Genomic DNA, 18,196 nt, shown 5'->3' with positions numbered 1-18,196 from the left:
TGCCGCCACCCTAGCCTGCGGCGGCGCCCGTCTCAATGGGGCTGGCAAGCCTCCGCCTGCCCGGCTATCAAGGCGGCATGCTGAACACGATCACTCATGGCTCTGCCACCGGACAACCGCCGCTTCTGATTGCCCACGGTCTTTACGGCTCGGCCCGTAACTGGGGCGTCATCGCCAAACGCCTGTCGGATGAGCGGCTGGTCGTGGCCGTGGACATGCGCAACCACGGCGACAGCCCGCGCACGGACAGCCACACCTACCCGGAGCTGGCAGAGGATCTGGCCGAAGTTATCGCGGCGCATGGCGGGCAGATGGATGTGATCGGCCATTCCATGGGCGGCAAGGCTGCGATGATGCTGGCATTGAACCACCCCGAAGCGGTGCGCCGCCTTGTGGTCGCCGACATTGCGCCCGTCGCCTACGGCCACACCCAGATCCAGTTCATCGACGCCATGCGCTCAGTCAGCCTCGAAACAATCGAGCGCCGCCCCGAGGCCGCAGCGCAGCTGGCGGAGGCCGGGGTGGAGCCGGCGCTCCAGAGCTTTTTCACCCAGTCGCTGGACCTGCCGAACAAGCGCTGGAAGCTGAACCTGGATACGCTGGCGGATCAGATGCCCAGTATTATGTCCTTCCCGCAGACAGAGGCGTCCTGGCAAGGGCCTGCGCTGTTTCTGTCGGGGTCCGAGTCGGATTACGTGCTGCCGGAGCACCGGGATGAAATCCGCGCGCGCTTCCCCTCTGCCCGGTTTGCCAAGCTGCCCGGCGCGGGCCATTGGCTGCACGCCGAGAAACCGCGGGAGTTTGAGGCCGCCGCGCGGGTATTCCTCAACGCCTAGGCGCCGCGGGCATAGAGCTGCTTGGCGACCAGCCAGGCGACCGGCATTCCCGCAACCGCTCCTGCCGCTGCCGAAGCGAGAATCGCCTGAACCGAGACCATTCCTGCCACCAGAACCGCGATCACGCCAACGCCTGCCAGGCTGCTGCCGATCAGTGAATAGAGGATGGATGCAAGGCGCAACATGGGCTTTCTCCTATGCCTTCGACTGTCTTGCGCACGGGCATATGGATTCGCGAATATATACGCCTTGATCCTGATCAGTTTGCACCTGAAGCAATCCTAGCGGGTATACATTTGTTTCTTGAAGGCCCGGGTCCTGTCCGTCGCTGCGGCTGAGCCGTCGTGATAGGTGCCGAACCATTTGTCGAAGGGAATTTCCGAAGTGCCGTAGTTGCACTCGAAATACCGGTGATGCAGCTGGTGGAAGAAATCGCCGGCCTTGGCGGCCTCTGTTCCCCCCGCAATCACCCGCTCGAAGCCGGAATGGGACAACACAGGGCTGATCTGCTGGAACATCGCATGAAACGCGAGGTGCAGCGGATGCGAGGGCACGATCAGGTGGATGAAATAGGTGGTGAAGTAGAGCAGGTTTTCATACCAGTGGTTGGAAATCCCCGACCACGGACCAGTGTTTACGTTGCGATGGTGCACCGCGTGGACGTGTTTGTAGAGCCGCGGATGATGCTCCAGCCGGTGCACCCAGTAGAAATGCAGGCCGGACCACATCGGGATCAGCAGCATCCAGAGCACGCACCAGACCGGCGCTTCTGCAAATGTCACCACCGGCACCCAGCCGTTGGCCATCAGCCAGTAGATGCCCCATTGATAGACCGTGGCCACCGTGATGGCGCTGCCGAGAGTCCACCAGATGTTGTCCAGCACCTGGTTTTTGAAAGTGAAGGTGCCGTTGCCGCGGGACAGGTCGCGCTTGTCGAACTTCTTCTGCATGCCCTGGCCCTTGCGCATGTAGAGCCACCAGTGGAGCCCCCCGGCCACCGCCGCCTGCGGCAGCAGGTTGGCGAGCCAGACCTGCAGCATCCAGCCAGGCCGGAATTCGGCCATGTCAGCCAGCGGCGGCAGCAGCCAGGCATAGATGGCAAGCGCAAGCAGGAAGCAAACCGTCAGCGCTGTAATCTCCAGCCAGGCGCCGCGGTACCAGGCAAGCACCGCCGCGGGCCTCGGCGGCCAGCTGAACAAAGGGTTGAGCGGCACCGGCCCCTTGGGGCGGTAGTGCCAGCGCTCAGCTTCGCGGTCGGGGATTGTGCCGTGCATCGGGCTGCCTCCTGCCTGGTGTCTCAGGTTGCGTAGTTGGAACCTTCGTCGTCGAGGATCGCTTTCAGCTCCGCCAGGTGGCGTTCCGCCTGATCCGGGTAGTCCTCCAGTTCCTGCGCGGTTTTCTCGGCGATCTCGTCGCTCAGCACCCGCAGTTTCCGGCCGGTTTGCAGGGCGCGGATATAGGTCTCCGCAGCGCGCTCGAAGTAATAGAGCCGGTTGAAGGTGTCCGCGACGCTGTCGCCGATCACCAGCACGCCGTGGTTGCCCATGATCATGGTTTTGACCTTGGGGTCGGTCAGCATCGAGGCGCAGCGGGCGCCCTCGTCCTCAAACGCCAGACCGCCGAAATCACCGTCAACCACATAGCGGTTGTAGAAGGTGGCGGTGTTCTGGTCGATCGGCGGCAGGGTGCTGTCGGCGAGGCAGGCCAGGACGGTCGCGTGGATCGAATGCACATGCATCACACAGCGCGCGTGCGGGCAGAGCCGGTGGATCGAGCCGTGCAGCCCCCAGGCGGTGGGGTCCGGCGCGTCGGGGCGCTCCATTGTCTTGGGGTCGTTTGCGTCAAGCAGCAGCAGATCCGAAGCCTTTACCCTTGCGAAATGCACCTGGTTCGGGTTCGTCAGGAACTGGCTGCCGTCCTCATTCACGGCAAGGCTGAAGTGGTTCGCCACTGCCTCATGCATGTTCAGCCGCTCGGTCCAGCGGAAGGCCGCGGCCATGTCGACGCGCTCCTGCCAATGGGTGAGGTTCGGGTTCACCGCTGTTTGCTTGTTCATCTGCACCTCCAAAGCCGGTTTACCTAGTGGTGCCAGCCGCATTCCCTGCTGACAAACGATTGATTCAACCGCTATGCATTAATTGAACTAATGCATAGGTCGCGCATCCATGTCTTCGCCCGTTTCGCCATCACCTTCCCTGCCCCCGCTCACCTGGCTGCGCGCCTTTGAGGCCAGCGCCCGGCACCTGTCCTTCACCCGTGCCGCCAGCGAGTTGAACCTGACGCAATCCGCAATCAGCCAGCATGTGCGCAGCCTTGAGAACTTCCTGGGCCGGGAGCTGTTCATCCGCAAAACCCGCGCGCTGGAGCTGTCGGAGGCCGGCGCCAATTACATGCCGATTGTGCGGGAGGCCTTTGACCTGATCGCGGCGGGCACTCAGGCCTTTACCGGCGGCGACCAGGGGCGGCATCTGGTCCTGCAATGCAATATGGCATTCTCAGTATTCTGGCTGTCTCCGCGCCTGCCGCGGCTGTATGCGCGTTTCCCTTGGCTGGTGCTGAACATCGTGACCCCGATCTGGGACCCGGAGCGGCATGCCGCCTCTGCCGGAACGGAAATCCGGTTCGGCCGCCCCAATGACATGTCGGCGGCGGCGGTGCGGCTGACCCGCGACCGGTTCTATCCGGTCTGCGCGCCGGGCTATCAAGGCGGCGAGTTTGATTTCAGCACTGCGACCCTGCTGGATTGTGCGGGCGTCACAGGCTCTTGGGGGGCGTGGTTCAAGTCACAGGATCTGCCGTTTGACCGCAACCATGAGATCAACCTGGCTTCCACCTACGTGATTGCCATGACGGCTGCGGTGAATGGCGCGGGCATGGCGATGTCGCATGACACGCTGGCGGGCGGGCTCTTGGAGAGCGGGCAGCTGGTCCGCGCCAGCGGTCATTCGGCGGAGCTGCTGGAGAACTATTTTCTGATGCCGCCGCCCAGCCATGCCAGCACCCCGGCGTCGCGGGCGTTTCTGGAGTGGCTGGAGGGGGAGATGCCGCCAATTTAGAAAGTTCCGCCCGGCGGCACGCCGGGCAGCGCCCGTCCGCCCCCATGGGCGGGCGCTTCGCTTCCGCCCGCGGACGGTCGCCGCCCTTTTCATGCGCTCACTAGCTTTGAATTTTCAACTTTTCCCTACAAGTCCTGCCGAATGTTCGCAATACGCCCGTACCTTGCACCATTACCCGCTTGCTGCTAAACGCGCGGCACCGGTCGCAGCCTACCCGGTCACCAAAACAAGGGTTCAAACATGAAGACTATCGTTATCTGCTCGGGCGGGCTGGATTCCGTTTCGCTTGCCCATATGGTCGCTGAGGAGCATCAGCTGACCCGTCTTGTCTCCTTCGATTACGGCCAGCGCCACAAGAAGGAACTCGACTATGCCGCCGCCGCAGCCAAACGGCTCGGCGTGCCGCATGACATCATCGACATGAGAGGCATCGGCGCCGCGCTTTCCGGCTCGGCGCTCACCGATGACATCGACGTGCCGGACGGCCACTACGAGGAAGAGACCATGAAGGTCACCGTGGTGCCGAACCGCAACGCGATCATGCTCACCATCGCCTATGGCATTGCCGCTGCAAACGGCGACGACGCCGTGGCCACGGCGGTGCATGGCGGCGACCACTTCATCTATCCGGACTGCCGCCCGGCCTTTACCGAAGCGTTTGACGCCATGCAGCGCGCAGCACTCGACGGCTACGCCAACGTGCAGCTCTACACCCCGTTTGTGCATCGGACCAAGGGCGACATCGTTACCGCCGGCGCCAAGCACAACACGCCCTTTGCCGACACCTGGTCCTGCTACAAGGGCGGGGAGAAGCATTGCGGCCGCTGTGGCACCTGTGTGGAACGGCGCGAAGCGTTCCATCTGGCAGGCGTTGAGGATCCGACGGAGTACGCCGACCCCGATTTCTGGAAGGCGGCAATTGCCGCCAAGGACGGCGCCTGATGTTCCGGATCACCAAGGAGTTCCATTTCTCCGCCTCGCATCAGCTGACCCATCTGCCTACGGACCACCAATGCGCCCGGCTGCACGGCCACAACTATGTCGTGGTGGTGGAACTGGCGGCCAAGGAGCTGAACAGCGACGGGTTCGTGCGCGACTATCACGAGCTGAAGCCGCTGAAGGACTATATCGACGAAACCTTCGACCACCGGCACCTGAACGACGTGCTGGAAGGGCATTCGACGGCGGAGAACATGGCCAAGCACTTCTATGACTGGTGCCATGAGCGGTGGCCGGAAGTCGCCGCCGTGAAAGTCTCGGAGACCCCGAAAACCTGGGCGGAGTACCGGCCGTGACCCTGCGCATCGCGGAAATCTTCGGCCCCACGATCCAGGGCGAAGGCGCCCTGATCGGGGAACCAACGGTGTTTGTACGCGCAGGCGGCTGCGACTACCGCTGCTCGTGGTGCGACAGTATGCATGCGGTCGACAGCGCCCACCGGCATGACTGGGCGGTGATGGCGCCGGAACAGGTCATGGCCGAGGTGCGCCGCCTGTCGGGTGGCAAACCGCTGACGGTGTCGATTTCCGGAGGGAACCCGGCGATCCAGGACTTCGCCCCGGTGATCGCCTACGGCAAGGCGGAAGGCTACCGTTTTGCCTGCGAGACCCAAGGATCGGTCAGCAAGCCGTGGTTTGCCGATCTGGATACGCTGGTGCTGAGCCCCAAGCCGCCCACAAGCGGCGAAACGGTGGACTGGAAGGCCTTTGACCGCTGCCTTGAAGCGGCCGAGGGCTGCGGTCAGGCGGTGATGAAGATCGTGATCTTTGACGACAAGGATTACGCCTGGGCCAAGGCCGCCGCCGAACGCCACCCGGAGCTGCCGCTGTACCTGCAGCCCGGCAACCCTGAGGTTGACCCGGACCTGCCGGTCGACTTGCAGCAGGCCACGGACCGGCTGCTGTGGCTCATCGAAAAAGTGACCGGCGACGGCTGGTTCACCCCCCGCGTCCTGCCCCAGCTGCATGTGCTGGTCTGGGGCAACAAGCGCGGCGTCTGAAGACAAGGAACCTGATATGTCCGACAGCATCTACAGCAACCTGAAACAGCTGGGCGGCGACACCATCGTGCCCGCCAGCCCGGAAGAGGCGGAACTGGAGCGTGTCCAGAACCCGCAGGCCGATGTGGCCTATAACGTGCGTTTCACCGCGCCGGAGTTCACCTCGCTCTGCCCGATGACCGGGCAGCCGGATTTTGCGCATCTGGTGATTGACTATGTGCCTGGCGAATGGCTGGTGGAAAGCAAGTCGCTGAAGCTCTTCCTCACCTCCTTCCGCAACCACGGCGCCTTCCACGAGGATTGCACCGTTTCCATCGCCCGCCGCCTGGCGGACTTCCTGGAGCCGCAGTGGCTTCGCATCGGCGGCTACTGGTATCCGCGCGGCGGCATTCCGATCGACGTGTTCTGGCAGACCGGCCCGATGCCCGAAGGCGTCTGGATCCCGGACCAGGGCGTGCCCCCCTACCGCGGCCGCGGCTGAGCGGATTTTGCAGTACGAAATGGAAACGGCCCGCGAGCACTCAGCTCCCGGGCCGAATTTTTTTGCAGCACGTTTCACCCGCAATTTCCGCGGCGGCGCCCGGCATGTGCTGGAACCGGTCCTCTATCCAAGCGTTAAGCTGATAACGCCGCGGATCCAAATCCTGCGGCCTTCGGCAAAGCGTATGCGTAACGGAGGGCAACTTATGGCAAAGGATTACACCCAAGGGGACCGCATCGTCCGGCATTCCCCCGCAGGCGATGGCAACAGCCCCGAAGTCTGGGGCCTGTACGAGCCGGAAACCGGGTCAGTGCAATACATCTGCGCGGATCCGCAAACACGGAAGGCAGCGCTGATCGACGTGGTCTGGGATTTCGACACGCAGAGCGCCCGCACCACGCAGGACAGCATCGACCACGTGATGCGCGTGGTCGAGAATGAAGGGCTGGAGCCCGCCTGGATTTTGGACACCCATCCGCACGCCGACCATCTGATGGCCTCGGCCCGGCTGAAAGAGCGCACGGCAGCGCCAACGGCCATCGGTGAAAAGGTGCGCGACATCGCTGAGCTGTGGCGCGATTACTACCACATGCCGGACGCGTTCGATCCGGGGCGTGACTTTGACCGCCTGCTGGCGGATGGAGATACTTTGGAGCTAGGCAATCTGCAGATACGGGTAATGCTGTCGCCCGGGCACACGCTGGGCTCGGTCACCTATGTCTGCGGCGACGCGGCCTTTGTGCACGACACGCTGATGCACGTCGACGTTGGCACTGCGCGGGCGGATTTCCCGGGCGGGTCGGCGGAAGAGCTGTGGCAGTCGATCCAAGCTATACTGTCCCTGCCGGAAAAAACCCGGCTCTTCATCGGCCATGACTACGGCACCGATGACCGGGACACCCCGGCTTGGGAAGCCACCGTGGGCGAGCACCTGGAGCACAATCCGCACGTGAAGGCGGGCACCCGGAAGGAAGACTGGATCGCGCAGCGCGAGGAGCGCGACGAGACGCTCGCCCTGCCGGACCGGATGCTGGCAGCACTGCAGGTGAACCTGCGCGGCGGCCGCTTTGCCAAGGCCGAAAGCGACGGCAATCACTACCTGAAAATCCCCGTCAACAAATTCTGAGGTGAGACCCATGGCACTCAGCGTGAAGGAGATGATCGAATCCGCCCGGGCGCAGATCAACAAGGCCAGCCCCCATGAAGCACATGCCGCGGCCGGTACGGGCAACCTGATCCTGGATGTGCGCGAAGCCAATGAGCTGCAGCAGGAGGGCACCGTATCCGGCAGTCTCCACGTCCCCCGCGGCCTGCTGGAATCCAAAGCCGATCCGGACAGCGGCGGCGCCGAGTCCGCACTCACCACCCGGCGTGACGACACGAAAGTCTATGTGCTCTGTGCGTCCGGCGCCCGCGCAGCGCTGGCCGCGCATACGCTCTGCCAAATGGGCTTTGACGCCGCTCTCATTGAAGGTGGATTGGAAGGATGGAAAGATGCCGGCCTTCCGGTTCAGCAATCAGCATAGAGCCGTCCGGCAGCTGTGACCGGACGTTGCCGGGCGCGCCCCGCAGCGCCTCGTCAAACCTGTTTCACAGCAGTTTGTTCTTGGGGCAGCCGTAATAACCCCATGCAGCCGAAAGCTGCATTAATGGGACTCGAAAACCGGTCAATTTTTTGAAAAAATGTTTAAGATTTTATGCAACTCTCACTCTTTGGCGGCGCCAACGGGAGTTTCAGGCTATTGGGAGGGAAAAATTAAATAACGGGGGACCTTAATGAATTCGCTCGATATGGGAAAAACACTTTCAGGCTACTTGCATACGCTTTCGCAGGCTGGCCTTCAGATCGAAATGTTCACCGATTTCGAGAAAGTGCCCGCAACCGCTGCCCTGTCAGGCCGCCAGTTCCAGATGCCGGGTTTTGCAATTGAGCGCGCCGACCACACCGAGAATTCGGCCTTTTGGCTGTTTCTGAAGGAGAATGGCACCTATATCGGCGGCGCGGCGGCGATGCTGCAGGACCTGGGCCGCGAGACTCTGGCGGAATTCCTGCTGCGCACCTCCCGCCACCAGTTTCCCAATGCGGCAGGCGGCGGTGTCGAAAGCGTTGCTGAGCCGCTGGCGCGTGAAGTCAGCGGGCGGCTGGCCTATATCGGCGAGCTGAATTTCCTTCCGGGCCGCCGCGGAAAGCGGGCGGAGCGGCTGGCGCCATTCATGCGGACCTTCCAGATTCTGGCGATCCAGAAATGGGACGTGGACTGGATCTATGCGTTCATTCCAGACCGTCACATGCAAGCGCGGCTGGATCTGGTCTATGGCTTCAGCCGGGCGATTCCCCGCGCGCAGAAATGGCGCGCCCCGGAACCGGAAGTGCGCAGCAGCACCGAATGGTTTGTCGGCTCCTCCCGGCTGGAGATGGAGCACATGCTGCAAAGCGACCTAGCCGAATTTGATATCCTGTGAGAAATTCGCCACCAGCAGCTTGCCGTCCGGCAAGTAGACCGGCGCGAGAACCCGCCGGTACTGCCGGGTAAAGCGGCGGCCGTTCAGCAGCTTTACGTCAAGCGACGGGTGGGTGATGACCGGCTCGCCGCGGTTGATCGCCTCGCTGTGGGCCATCACCAGATCGGCGTTAACCTTGTCGCTGAAGCCGTTCAGCGTGTCCCGCAGCTGACCGCTGCTGGACACCTCAAAGCAGATGGAGGCGAGGCTGTGGGCTCCGGACTGGATCGGCTGGATGCGGTTCTTCTCCGGATCCGGCGGATCAAACATGTCCACCGCGTGCTGCAGCTGATCAAAGCCCTCCAGCCGCCCGCTGTTGGAAAACCACCAGTCCAGGAAATCCTGCAGCGAGACGTCCGTGCCGCAGTACTGCCGGGTGCGGGCAGCGGCCTGCATCTGCGCGTTCAGGATGTCAAAAGCCTTGCTGCTGTGCCCGCCTGCCTGGCGTTCCGGCAACAGCTCCAGCGCCGTCGTCTCAGATGCAAAGTAATGAAACGACACCCCAAGCCCGCGCGCCAGTGCATCAAGGGTGCTCCAGCCGATCTCGCGCTCATTTTTGAGCGCACTGTTGAAAGTGCCATAGGGAATGCCGCATTTCAGCGCTGCTTGGCGGTTGGACAGGTTCATGTCCGCGAGCAGCGCGGAGATTTTTTCGTGTATCAGCGCCATGTGTTAAAGATCTTTCACATTTCAACCGACATCTTGCACAAAACTACCGTTACAGCAATGCAATCTTTACGTGATCACGCCATGTTTCGATTGCTCTGGAGCCAAAGCCGGATCCAGCCGCGGCTGGTGCTCTAGGGGCATTTGCTGCTGAGAAAACAATGGTGCGGACGGCGGGACTCGAACCCGCACGGCCATAAGGCCAGGAGATTTTAAGTCTCCGGTGTCTACCATTCCACCACGTCCGCGTGCAGCATCTGATGCGCTGCCACAACAGCAGGTCTAGCCTCCTGATTTCAGGCGGACAATCGCTTTTCGGCGTTTGCCGGGAATTTTCTGGGTTCCGTGTGCGACTACAATTCAACGTCCCCTGCCCCCGGCGGCGCCAGCGGCCCGCCCGGATCGGCCAAATAGCGCTCCGGCAGCCAGGGATTCAGCGCCAGCGCCGCGGCCAGCGCCTCCCGCGCCTCCTCCATCCGGGACAAGCCGTAAAGCGACAACGCCCGCCCGCTCATCGCCGCGACATGGCGCGGCGAAAGCTCCAGCGCCCGGTCAAGATCCCGCAGCGCCGCGGCAAAATCCCGGCGCAGGTAATGCACAAAGGCGCGCTGGTTGTAGCCCTCCGCGTACTCCGGGCAATAGTCGATCAGCTGGTCGAAATCCTCCAGCGCGCCTAGGAAATCAAAAGACGAGCGCCGGGTCATGCCACGGTTCAGGATCTCTTGCGCGCGCTCATCCGGAGCATCGGCCCAAAACTCCCACATCCGGTTGGCGATCTCGCGGGCCTGCGCCTCGCTGTCAGCCTCCTGAACCTCGCTCAGCAGCGCTTCAAGCGGAGTGCTGTGGTCAGGCGCGGACGGGCAATCCGCCGCGGCAGCCTGAGAAATCAGCGGCACGGCGGCAGCCACCAAGACAAAACAGACCGGAATATGCGGGGCGCGGAACACAGAACAGGACATGCCCTTATGCTGGCACAATTACGGCTTCGTTCAAGTCAACTGTGCGCGCGCTGCATCCGCAACGCCCTATAGCGGCCCCAGCGCCCCGTCCTCCTTCACGGCCTCCATCGCGACATAGGTGGAGGTCGAGGAGACATGCGGCAGCGAGGATATCTTTTCCCCCAGCACCGCCCGGTAGTCGGTCATCGAGCGGGTGCGCACTTTCAGCAGGTAGTCGAAATGCGAGGCCATCATGTAGGCCTGTTCAATCTCCGGCAGCTTGGATACCGCCGCGTTGAATTTGGCCAGAGCCGCCTGCCGGGTGTCGTCCAGCTTAACCTCGACAAAGGCGACGTGGTCCAGCCCCAGGCGGATCGGATCGACCAGCGCACGGTAGCCGGTGATGATCCCCTCCGCCTCCAGCCGCCGCAGCCGGGTTTGGGTCGGAGTTTTCGACAGGCCGATCCGGCGGGCAAGATCAGCGATGGAGATCCGTCCGTCCTCCGCCAGCACATTCAGAATCGCGCGGTCGAACCTGTCGATGTCGGAGAAGGCCATTTGAACCTCAAATTCTCATCTTTTCATCCATTCGACCTGCTTGTGTCACATTTTCGGGCGATTGTCCCGCGTGAAAGCGTGTAATCTAAGCAAAAGCCCTGCATGTTTTCTGTGGAGTTCCCTGCATGACCACCCAACCCAAGCTGCGTTACCGGATCGATGCCGGCACTTACGCCGATCAGACCGCCATGCGCGACCAGCTGATTGCCCAAGCCGCCCTCTCCGAGGCCGACCGCGCCCGTATCTGTTCAAATGCCGCCGCCCTGGTGCGCGACATCCGCGGCCATTCGGCGCCTGGGATGATGGAGGTTTTCCTCGCTGAGTACGGCCTGTCGACCGAGGAAGGCATCGCCCTGATGTGCCTTGCCGAGGCACTGCTGCGGGTGCCGGACGCCGACACCATCGACGCGCTGATCGAAGACAAGATCGCGCCTTCCGACTGGGGCAAGCACCTGGGCAAATCCACCTCCTCGCTAGTCAACGCCTCCACTTGGGCTCTGATGCTGACCGGCAAGGTGCTGGACGAGGAGCGCAGCCCCATCGGTGCCCTGCGCGGTGCCATCAAGCGCTTGGGCGAGCCGGTGATCCGCACCGCAGTCAGCCGCGCGATGAAGGAAATGGGCCGCCAGTTCGTGCTGGGCGAAACCATCGAAAGCGCGATGAACCGCGCCGCCGGGATGGAAGCCAAGGGCTACACCTATTCCTATGACATGCTGGGCGAAGCCGCCCGCACCGAGGCCGACGCGTCGCGCTATCACCTGTCCTATTCCAAGGCGATTTCGGCGATTGCTGCCGCCTGCAATAGCGACGACATCCGCAAGAACCCCGGCATCTCGGTGAAACTGTCGGCGCTGCACCCGCGCTATGAGCTGGCGCAGGACGCCAGCGTGATGGAGCATCTGGTGCCGCGCCTGAAGGCGCTGGCGCTGCTGGCCAAAGCCGCCAAGATGGGCCTGAATGTCGACGCCGAGGAAGCCGACCGGCTGTCGCTGTCGCTGGAAGTGATCGACGCCGTGGTCTCCGACCCGGCGCTGGCGGGTTGGGACGGCTTTGGCGTGGTGGTGCAGGCCTACGGGCCCCGCACCGGACTGGCGATCGACGCGCTGCATGAGATGGCCGAGAAGTACAACCGCCGCTTCATGGTGCGGCTGGTGAAGGGCGCCTATTGGGATACCGAAATCAAGCAGGCGCAGGTCGAGGGTGTCGACGGCTTCCCGGTGTTCACCTCCAAACCGCTGACCGACGTTTCCTATATCTCCAACGCCCGCAAACTGCTGGGGCTGACGGACCGGATCTACCCGCAGTTTGCCACCCATAACGCTCATACGGTCGCCGCTATTCTGCATATGGCGGATGGCATGGATAAGGGTCTTTACGAATTCCAGCGCCTGCATGGCATGGGCGAGACCCTGCACCAGATGGTGCTGGAGCAGAACAAGACCAACTGCCGGATCTACGCGCCCGTCGGCGCGCATCGCGACCTGCTGGCCTACCTGGTGCGGCGTCTGCTGGAAAACGGCGCCAACAGCTCCTTTGTGAACCAGATCGTGGACGAAAACGTGCCGCCGGAAGTCGTCGCCGCCGACCCGTTCGCCGCGGTTGAAGACATTACCCGCAAGATCCCGACCGGGCCGGAGCTCTATTCGCCGGAGCGGCCGAACTCCAAGGGCTTCGACCTGGGCCACGCGCCGACGCTGGCGAAGATCGAAGAAGCCCGCGCGCCTTGGCGCAGCCACCAGTGGCACGCCGGGCCGCTGCTGGCCGGCGATGCCCAGCCGGAGGCCGCAAAAGACGTGACCAGTCCGACCGACCTGAGTGTCGCCGGCACCGTCAGCCAGTGCAGCCCCGAGGATATCGAACTGGCGCTGGCCGTGGCCGACCCTTGGGATGCTCCGGCAGCAGAGCGCGCTGCCATCCTGAACAAGGCCGCGGATCTCTATGAGGAGAACTTTGGCGAGCTGTTCGCCATCCTTGCCCGCGAGGCCGGCAAGACCATTCCCGATGCCGTGGCGGAGCTGCGCGAAGCGGTGGATTTCCTGCGCTACTACGCGGCGCGCATTCCCGATGCGCCGCCCGCAGGCATCTTTTCCTGCATTTCGCCGTGGAACTTCCCGCTGGCGATCTTCACCGGTCAGGTTTCGGCCGCGCTGGCCGCGGGCAATGCGGTGCTGGCCAAACCTGCAGACCAGACGCCGCTGATCGCCCACCGCGCCGTGCAACTGATGCACGAGGCCGGGGTGCCGCGCAGCGCCCTGCAGCTGGTGCCGGGCCGCGGCAGCGTGGTCGGGGCGGCCATCACCTCTGACCCGCGCGTCAACGGCGTTGCCTTCACCGGCTCCACCGCCACCGCCCTGCGCATCCGCAAGGCGATGGCCGACAACCTGCAGCCGGGCTCGCCGCTGATCGCGGAGACCGGCGGCCTCAATGCAATGATCGTCGACTCCACCGCGCTGCCGGAACAGGCGGTGCAGGCGGTGATCGAAAGCGCCTTCCAATCCGCGGGCCAGCGCTGCTCGGCGCTACGCTGCCTGTACCTGCAGGACGACATTGCCGACACCGTGCTGAAGATGCTGAAGGGCGCGATGGACTGCCTGAAACTGGACGATCCCTGGCACCTGTCCACCGACAGCGGCCCCGTCATCGACGAAGGCGCCCGCGCAGGCATCCTGGCCCACATCGACCAGGCCCGGGCTGAAGGCCGGGTCATGAAGGAGCTGATGGCGCCGCAGGGCGGCACCTTTGTGGCGCCCACGATGATCGAGGTGCCCGGCATCAGCGCGCTGGAGGAGGAGATCTTTGGCCCCGTCCTGCATGTAGCGCGGTTCAAGTCGCACGAACTGGACCAGGTGATTTCCGACATCAATGCAACCGGTTACGGGCTCACCTTCGGGCTGCACACCCGCATCGACGACCGGGTGCAGCATGTCTGCGACCGGGTGCATGCGGGCAACATCTACGTGAACCGCAACCAGATCGGCGCGATTGTCGGCAGCCAGCCCTTTGGCGGCGAGGGCCTGTCCGGCACCGGCCCCAAGGCAGGCGGCCCGTTCTACCTCAACCGCTTCTGCGCGCCGGACCGGCAGCAGGTCAACGACGAGTGGGAGACCGAAGCTGCAGGGCTTCCCGGGGCAAGCGGCGTGCCCGCGCAACCGATGACCACCTCCCTGCCTGGCCCAACCGGTGAATCGAACCGCCTGACGGTCTCGGCCCGCCCGCCGCTTCTGTGCATGGGCCCGGGGCCGGAGGCCGCCGCGGAACAGGCAAAACAGGTGATCAGCCTCGGCGGCACCGCGATTGAGGCGCATGGCCTTCTCGGGCTGAACCAGCTGGAAACCATCGAAGGCATCTCCGGCGTGCTGTGGTGGGGCGATGAGAAAACGGGGCGCGACATTGAGCAATGCCTTGCCAAGCGCGACGGCCCGATCATCCCGCTGATCCCCGGCAAGCCCGACCGCGCCCGCGTTCTGGCAGAGCGCCACGTCTGCGTCGACACCACCGCCTCGGGCGGCAACGCGGCGCTGTTGGGCGGCAACGCCTGAGCTACCGGCGCTAAGCACTTGACGCTGGGCCCTTTCCGGCCCAGCGTTCCTCCATGTTTCCGATCCGCGACCACAACCCGTCCGGCCGCAGGCCATATGTCGTGTATGCGCTGATGGCGGCGAATATTCTGGCCTATTTCTATTACTCGGCCAGCTACGCCTCGCCCCTGGCGCTCGCCTACTTCTATGACGCCTACGCTGTGGTGCCGGCCGAGATCAGCCGCGGTTACGGGTTTGAGACGCTCATCACCTCACTCTTCATCCATGCAGGGTTGATGCACCTGGGCGGCAACATGCTGTTCCTGTGGATCTTCGGCGACAACCTGGAGGATGAGATGGGGCATATCCCCTTCCTCCTGTTCTACCTCGCCAGCGGCATTGGCGCCGGGCTGATCCATGTGATGTCAGCGCCCGGCTCCATGGTGCCCACCGTGGGGGCGTCCGGTGCGATTGCAGGCATCATGGGCGGCTACCTGCTGATGTTCCCAAAGGCCCGCGTCGATATCCTGCTGATACTGATTGTCTTTTTCCGCATCTTCTCGATCCCCGCCTTTGTCATGCTGGGTTTGTGGCTGGCGATGCAATTCCTCGGCGGCCTCGGCGCGGATCCCGACCAAGGCGGCGTGGCCTATTGGGCCCATGCCGGAGGATTTGCTGTCGGGCTGATCCTGTGCCTGCCCCTGTGGCTGCGCCGCGGCGGCCCGGCGTTCTGGAACCGCACCCACGGCCAGCCGCCGCATCCGGAAAACGAGTATGAATACTCCGCTAGCCGCATCCCCAAGCTGCCGCGCAAGAAGCGCAATCCCGGGCCTTGGGGAAAGTGAAGCCCCCAGCAGCGCCGTGCTTATAGTGACTGACGTAAAGGACAAAAGCGGCCTGCAGGACCATGGGAACAGGTGACTGGTTAACTCGCAGGCCGCTCCCCCGACGGGCATCGGGGTAAGGAAACGGTAGAGCTGCACTGGAGAATTTTGCGGGGAATTATTGACGGAGTTGCTCAGACTCCACCAATCAAAGGAACCTAACGTGACACACCTGAAAGCCACCTGCCACTGCGGCGCTGTTGAGATCGAGGCGGAGTTCCCTGAAGGCCTCGCCTCTGCCGCGCGCTGCGACTGTTCCTTCTGCCGCCGCCGCGGGGCGGCTGCCGTCACCGCCCTGACCGCCAGCCTGAAGGTGCTGAAAGGGGAGGAAAACCTCGGCCTCTACACCTGGGGCACCCACACGGCCAAACACTACTTCTGCAAGACCTGCGGCATCTATACCCACCACCAGCGCCGCTCTGACCCCAAGGAATGCGGTGTGAACTTGGGCTGTATCGAGGGCGGCAACCCGCGCACGCACGCTGAGACCTATGGCGAGATCCCGTGGAACGACGGGGTGAACCATCCGTCGGATCAATAACTCTTACGCCCGGCCGATAGGCCGGACAGCGCCCGTCCGCCCCCTTGGGCGGGCACTGCCGTCATCGTAGAAAATACCCTCCGCAACAAAAAACGCGGCACAGAGGCCGCGTTTCAAAATCTCATTTTCTCAGGCCGGTTCAGCCGCGGATCACCTTGGCGAAGTTCTCGAAGATCGGCTCGTTCGAGCAGACGACGGAACCGCTGTCGATGATGCCTGCCTCCGGGTCGATCGCCTCGGCCAGGCCGCCAGCCTCCTTCACGATGATGATGCCTGCGGCCAGGTCCCACGGGTTCAGGCGGCGCTCCCAGAAGCCTTCGTAGCGGCCAGCGGCCACATAGGCCATATCCAGCGCCGCGGAACCCCAACGGCGCACACCAGCGCAGGCGGGCATCAGGCGGGCCAGATCCTGCAGGGTCAGCGGCAGGTCGGCGCGGCCGCCGAACGGCACGCCGGTGGCAAAGATGGACTCGATCATCCGGTGGCGGCCCGACACGCGGATCCGGGTGTCGTTCATCCAGGCGCCTGCGCCCTTCTCGGCAAAGAACATCTCATCCTTGGCAGCGTCATAAACCACGCCCGCAACGATCTTGCCCTTGTGTTCCAGCGCAATGGAGATCGCCCAGTGCGGCAGCCCGTGCAGGAAGTTGGTGGTGCCGTCCAGCGGGTCGACGATCCAGCGGCGGGTCGGGTCTTCCCCCTCGATCTCGCCGCCCTCTTCCGCGATCCAGCCATAGGTCGGGCGGGCATTGCGCAGCTCTTCCTTGATGATCTTCTCGGCGGCGATGTCGGCCTTGGAGACAAAATCGCCTGCGCCTTTCATCGACACCTGCAGGTTTTCCACCTCGCGGAAGTCTTTCACCAGGGAACGGCCGGCCTTGCGGGCGGCTTTGATCATCACATTGAGGTTTGCGCTGCCAATCATGTCTGCAGAATCCTGTCACGTCGGGGAGATGCCGGGTCAAACCGTGCCTATACGCCCCCTGCCCCCAATTGCCAAGGGGCTTTACCGGAAAGAGGGTATCGGCTCTGACGCCCGGTCACAGCCCGGTAAGCGGTTGAATTCCGCCCCGGCGAGGCCCAGTCTCGGCTGCAAATAATCGAAGGAGAGCTTTCATGCCCGACCAAATGCAGCGTATCGTGCTGGCCAGCCGCCCCGAAGGCCAGGCCAGCGACGAGAACTTCCGCCTGGAAAGCGTGGACATGCCTCAGCCCGGTGATGGCGAAGTGCTTGTGAAGGTTCACTATATGTCGCTGGACCCCTACATGCGCGGGCGCATGAATGCAGGCAAGTCCTATGCCCCGCCGGTCGAGATCGGCGAGACCATGACCGCTGGCGGCGTAGGGGAAGTGATTGCCTCCAACAGCCCGGACTTTGCCCCCGGCGACTTTGCCCTCGGCGCCTTCGGCTGGGCCAGCCACGCCTGCGCACAGGCCCCCGACATCCGCAAGCTGGACCCGGATATGGCGCCGCTCACCACCGCGCTTGGCGCTCTCGGCATGCCGGGGTTTACCGCCTGGCATGGCTTGGACGCCTATGGCCGCCCGCAAGCTGGCGAAACCCTTGTGGTTGCCGCCGCAACCGGCCCGGTCGGCTCGATGGTCGGCCAGCTGGCCAAGCAGAAAAGCCTGCGGGTGGTCGGCATCGCCGGCGGTGCGGACAAGTGCAAACTGGCGGTAGAAACCTTCGGCTTTGACGCCTGCCTCGACCACCGCGCCTATGCGGATGGCGAAGCGTTGAGCGAGGCCCTGGCGGCGAAATGCCCGGACGGCATCGACATCTATTACGAAAACGTCGGCGGCAAGGTGCTGGAGGCGGTGCTGCCTTTGATGAATAACTTCGGCCGTATCCCGGTCTGCGGCATGATCGCCTGGTACAACAGTGCAGAGACGGATCTGACCGCGCCTGCGATCTGGCGCTCGGTGCTGACCAAGTTCCTGTCGGTCAATGGCTTTATCATCTTCAACCACTACGACCGCTATGCGGCGTTCCTGCAGGAGGTGGCCCCGAAGATCGCCAGCGGAGACATCAAGTATCTGGAAGACATCGCCGAAGGGCTGGAGAACGCGCCCAAGACCTTTCTGTCGATGATGCAGGGCGGCAATACCGGCAAGCAGATCGTCAAACTGGTCTGAGCCGCGCGCCGGCACCTGCCGGATTGCGCAACCGCGCGGAGCGGGCACAGGCGCCGGAACGGCGCAGGCCGCTCCGCGCCT

20 protein-coding genes and 1 tRNA gene are annotated in these 18,196 nt (G+C 63.5%); 13 read left to right on the top strand and 8 right to left on the bottom strand.

Going from position 1 to position 18,196, the window contains the following annotated elements; translation table 11 throughout:
- The first annotated feature begins 35 nt into the window (after positions 1-35).
- Positions 36-836, top strand: coding sequence for an alpha/beta fold hydrolase (locus tag AC5STI_RS02460; protein WP_475051318.1), 801 nt, complete (start codon positions 36-38; stop codon positions 834-836).
- Here AC5STI_RS02460 and AC5STI_RS02455 read toward each other — a convergent pair.
- From AC5STI_RS02455 to AC5STI_RS02445, 3 genes are all read right to left on the bottom strand, one after another.
- A complete protein-coding gene (locus tag AC5STI_RS02455) occupies positions 833-1,021 on the bottom strand; it encodes a hypothetical protein (protein ID WP_495445461.1) in 189 nt (62 codons plus the stop codon). The two genes, AC5STI_RS02460 and AC5STI_RS02455, sit on opposite strands and share 4 nt — an antisense overlap.
- Positions 1,022-1,117: 96 nt before the next feature.
- A complete protein-coding gene (locus AC5STI_RS02450) occupies positions 1,118-2,110 on the bottom strand; it encodes a sterol desaturase family protein (protein WP_490398475.1) in 993 nt (330 codons plus the stop codon).
- Positions 2,111-2,133: 23 nt separating this feature from the next.
- Complete coding sequence (locus AC5STI_RS02445; protein ID WP_495445460.1) at positions 2,134-2,892, bottom strand: class II aldolase and adducin N-terminal domain-containing protein; 759 nt, start codon at positions 2,890-2,892, stop codon at positions 2,134-2,136.
- 109 nt (positions 2,893-3,001) lie between these two features.
- Here AC5STI_RS02445 and AC5STI_RS02440 point away from each other — a divergent pair, with 109 nt between their 5' ends.
- The 8 genes from AC5STI_RS02440 (at position 3,002) to AC5STI_RS02405 (ending at position 8,835) form a co-directional block, all read left to right on the top strand.
- Positions 3,002-3,892 (top strand): LysR family transcriptional regulator, encoded by an 891-nt coding sequence (locus AC5STI_RS02440; protein ID WP_495445459.1) that lies wholly within the window; start codon positions 3,002-3,004, stop codon positions 3,890-3,892.
- 240 nt (positions 3,893-4,132) lie between these two features.
- Entirely contained in the window at positions 4,133-4,834 is a 702-nt protein-coding gene (gene queC / locus AC5STI_RS02435; RefSeq protein ID WP_495445458.1) for a 7-cyano-7-deazaguanine synthase QueC, read from the top strand.
- Positions 4,834-5,187, top strand: a complete 354-nt coding sequence (queD, locus tag AC5STI_RS02430; protein WP_495445457.1) for a 6-carboxytetrahydropterin synthase QueD — start codon at positions 4,834-4,836, stop codon at positions 5,185-5,187. Before queC ends, queD begins: the two co-directional genes overlap by 1 nt.
- On the top strand, positions 5,184-5,891 hold the full coding sequence (gene queE / locus AC5STI_RS02425; RefSeq protein WP_495445456.1) for a 7-carboxy-7-deazaguanine synthase QueE: 708 nt from the start codon (positions 5,184-5,186) through the stop codon (positions 5,889-5,891). The genes queD and queE overlap by 4 nt, the downstream gene beginning before the upstream one ends.
- Before the next feature lie 16 nt (positions 5,892-5,907).
- On the top strand, positions 5,908-6,372 hold the full coding sequence (gene queF, locus AC5STI_RS02420) for a preQ(1) synthase (RefSeq protein WP_495445455.1): 465 nt from the start codon (positions 5,908-5,910) through the stop codon (positions 6,370-6,372).
- Positions 6,373-6,577: 205 nt separating this feature from the next.
- On the top strand, positions 6,578-7,498 hold the full coding sequence (locus AC5STI_RS02415) for an MBL fold metallo-hydrolase (protein ID WP_495445454.1): 921 nt from the start codon (positions 6,578-6,580) through the stop codon (positions 7,496-7,498).
- A gap of 10 nt (positions 7,499-7,508) precedes the next feature.
- Complete coding sequence (locus AC5STI_RS02410) at positions 7,509-7,898, top strand: rhodanese-like domain-containing protein (RefSeq protein WP_495445453.1); 390 nt, start codon at positions 7,509-7,511, stop codon at positions 7,896-7,898.
- A 250-nt stretch (positions 7,899-8,148) separates the two neighbouring features.
- On the top strand, positions 8,149-8,835 hold the full coding sequence (locus AC5STI_RS02405; protein ID WP_475051304.1) for a hypothetical protein: 687 nt from the start codon (positions 8,149-8,151) through the stop codon (positions 8,833-8,835).
- On the opposite strand, the gene AC5STI_RS02400 is transcribed toward AC5STI_RS02405, so the two are convergent.
- The 4 genes from AC5STI_RS02400 to AC5STI_RS02385 form a co-directional block, all read right to left on the bottom strand.
- On the bottom strand, positions 8,812-9,543 hold the full coding sequence (locus AC5STI_RS02400; RefSeq protein WP_490398484.1) for a helix-turn-helix domain-containing protein: 732 nt from the start codon (positions 9,541-9,543) through the stop codon (positions 8,812-8,814). The two genes, AC5STI_RS02405 and AC5STI_RS02400, sit on opposite strands and share 24 nt — an antisense overlap.
- Positions 9,544-9,702: 159 nt before the next feature.
- A tRNA-Leu gene (locus tag AC5STI_RS02395) sits at positions 9,703-9,788 on the bottom strand.
- A 105-nt stretch (positions 9,789-9,893) separates the two neighbouring features.
- Positions 9,894-10,499 carry a tetratricopeptide repeat protein gene (locus AC5STI_RS02390; protein WP_495445452.1) on the bottom strand — a complete coding sequence of 202 codons (606 nt, stop codon included), beginning with the start codon at positions 10,497-10,499 and terminating at the stop codon, positions 9,894-9,896.
- 66 nt (positions 10,500-10,565) lie between these two features.
- Complete coding sequence (locus AC5STI_RS02385) at positions 10,566-11,036, bottom strand: Lrp/AsnC family transcriptional regulator (protein ID WP_475051186.1); 471 nt, start codon at positions 11,034-11,036, stop codon at positions 10,566-10,568.
- A gap of 125 nt (positions 11,037-11,161) precedes the next feature.
- Here AC5STI_RS02385 and putA point away from each other — a divergent pair, with 125 nt between their 5' ends.
- The 3 genes from putA (at position 11,162) to AC5STI_RS02370 (ending at position 15,979) form a co-directional block, all read left to right on the top strand.
- Entirely contained in the window at positions 11,162-14,575 is a 3,414-nt protein-coding gene (gene putA / locus AC5STI_RS02380) for a bifunctional proline dehydrogenase/L-glutamate gamma-semialdehyde dehydrogenase PutA (RefSeq protein ID WP_495445451.1), read from the top strand.
- 53 nt (positions 14,576-14,628) lie between these two features.
- Entirely contained in the window at positions 14,629-15,399 is a 771-nt protein-coding gene (locus tag AC5STI_RS02375) for a rhomboid family intramembrane serine protease (protein WP_495445450.1), read from the top strand.
- Positions 15,400-15,601: 202 nt separating this feature from the next.
- On the top strand, positions 15,602-15,979 hold the full coding sequence (locus AC5STI_RS02370; RefSeq protein ID WP_495445449.1) for a GFA family protein: 378 nt from the start codon (positions 15,602-15,604) through the stop codon (positions 15,977-15,979).
- Positions 15,980-16,118: 139 nt separating this feature from the next.
- Here the strand turns inward: AC5STI_RS02370 and AC5STI_RS02365 are convergent, their stop codons facing one another.
- A complete protein-coding gene (locus AC5STI_RS02365; protein ID WP_019295568.1) occupies positions 16,119-16,904 on the bottom strand; it encodes an inositol monophosphatase family protein in 786 nt (261 codons plus the stop codon).
- A gap of 191 nt (positions 16,905-17,095) precedes the next feature.
- Between AC5STI_RS02365 and curA the strand changes: the two genes are divergently transcribed.
- Complete coding sequence (curA, locus tag AC5STI_RS02360) at positions 17,096-18,115, top strand: NADPH-dependent curcumin/dihydrocurcumin reductase (protein WP_495445448.1); 1,020 nt, start codon at positions 17,096-17,098, stop codon at positions 18,113-18,115.
- Positions 18,116-18,196: the final 81 nt, after the last annotated feature.

Source organism: Leisingera sp. CC-HEC096 (assembly GCF_059429235.1).
This window is presented reverse-complemented; position numbering and strand designations above follow the sequence as displayed.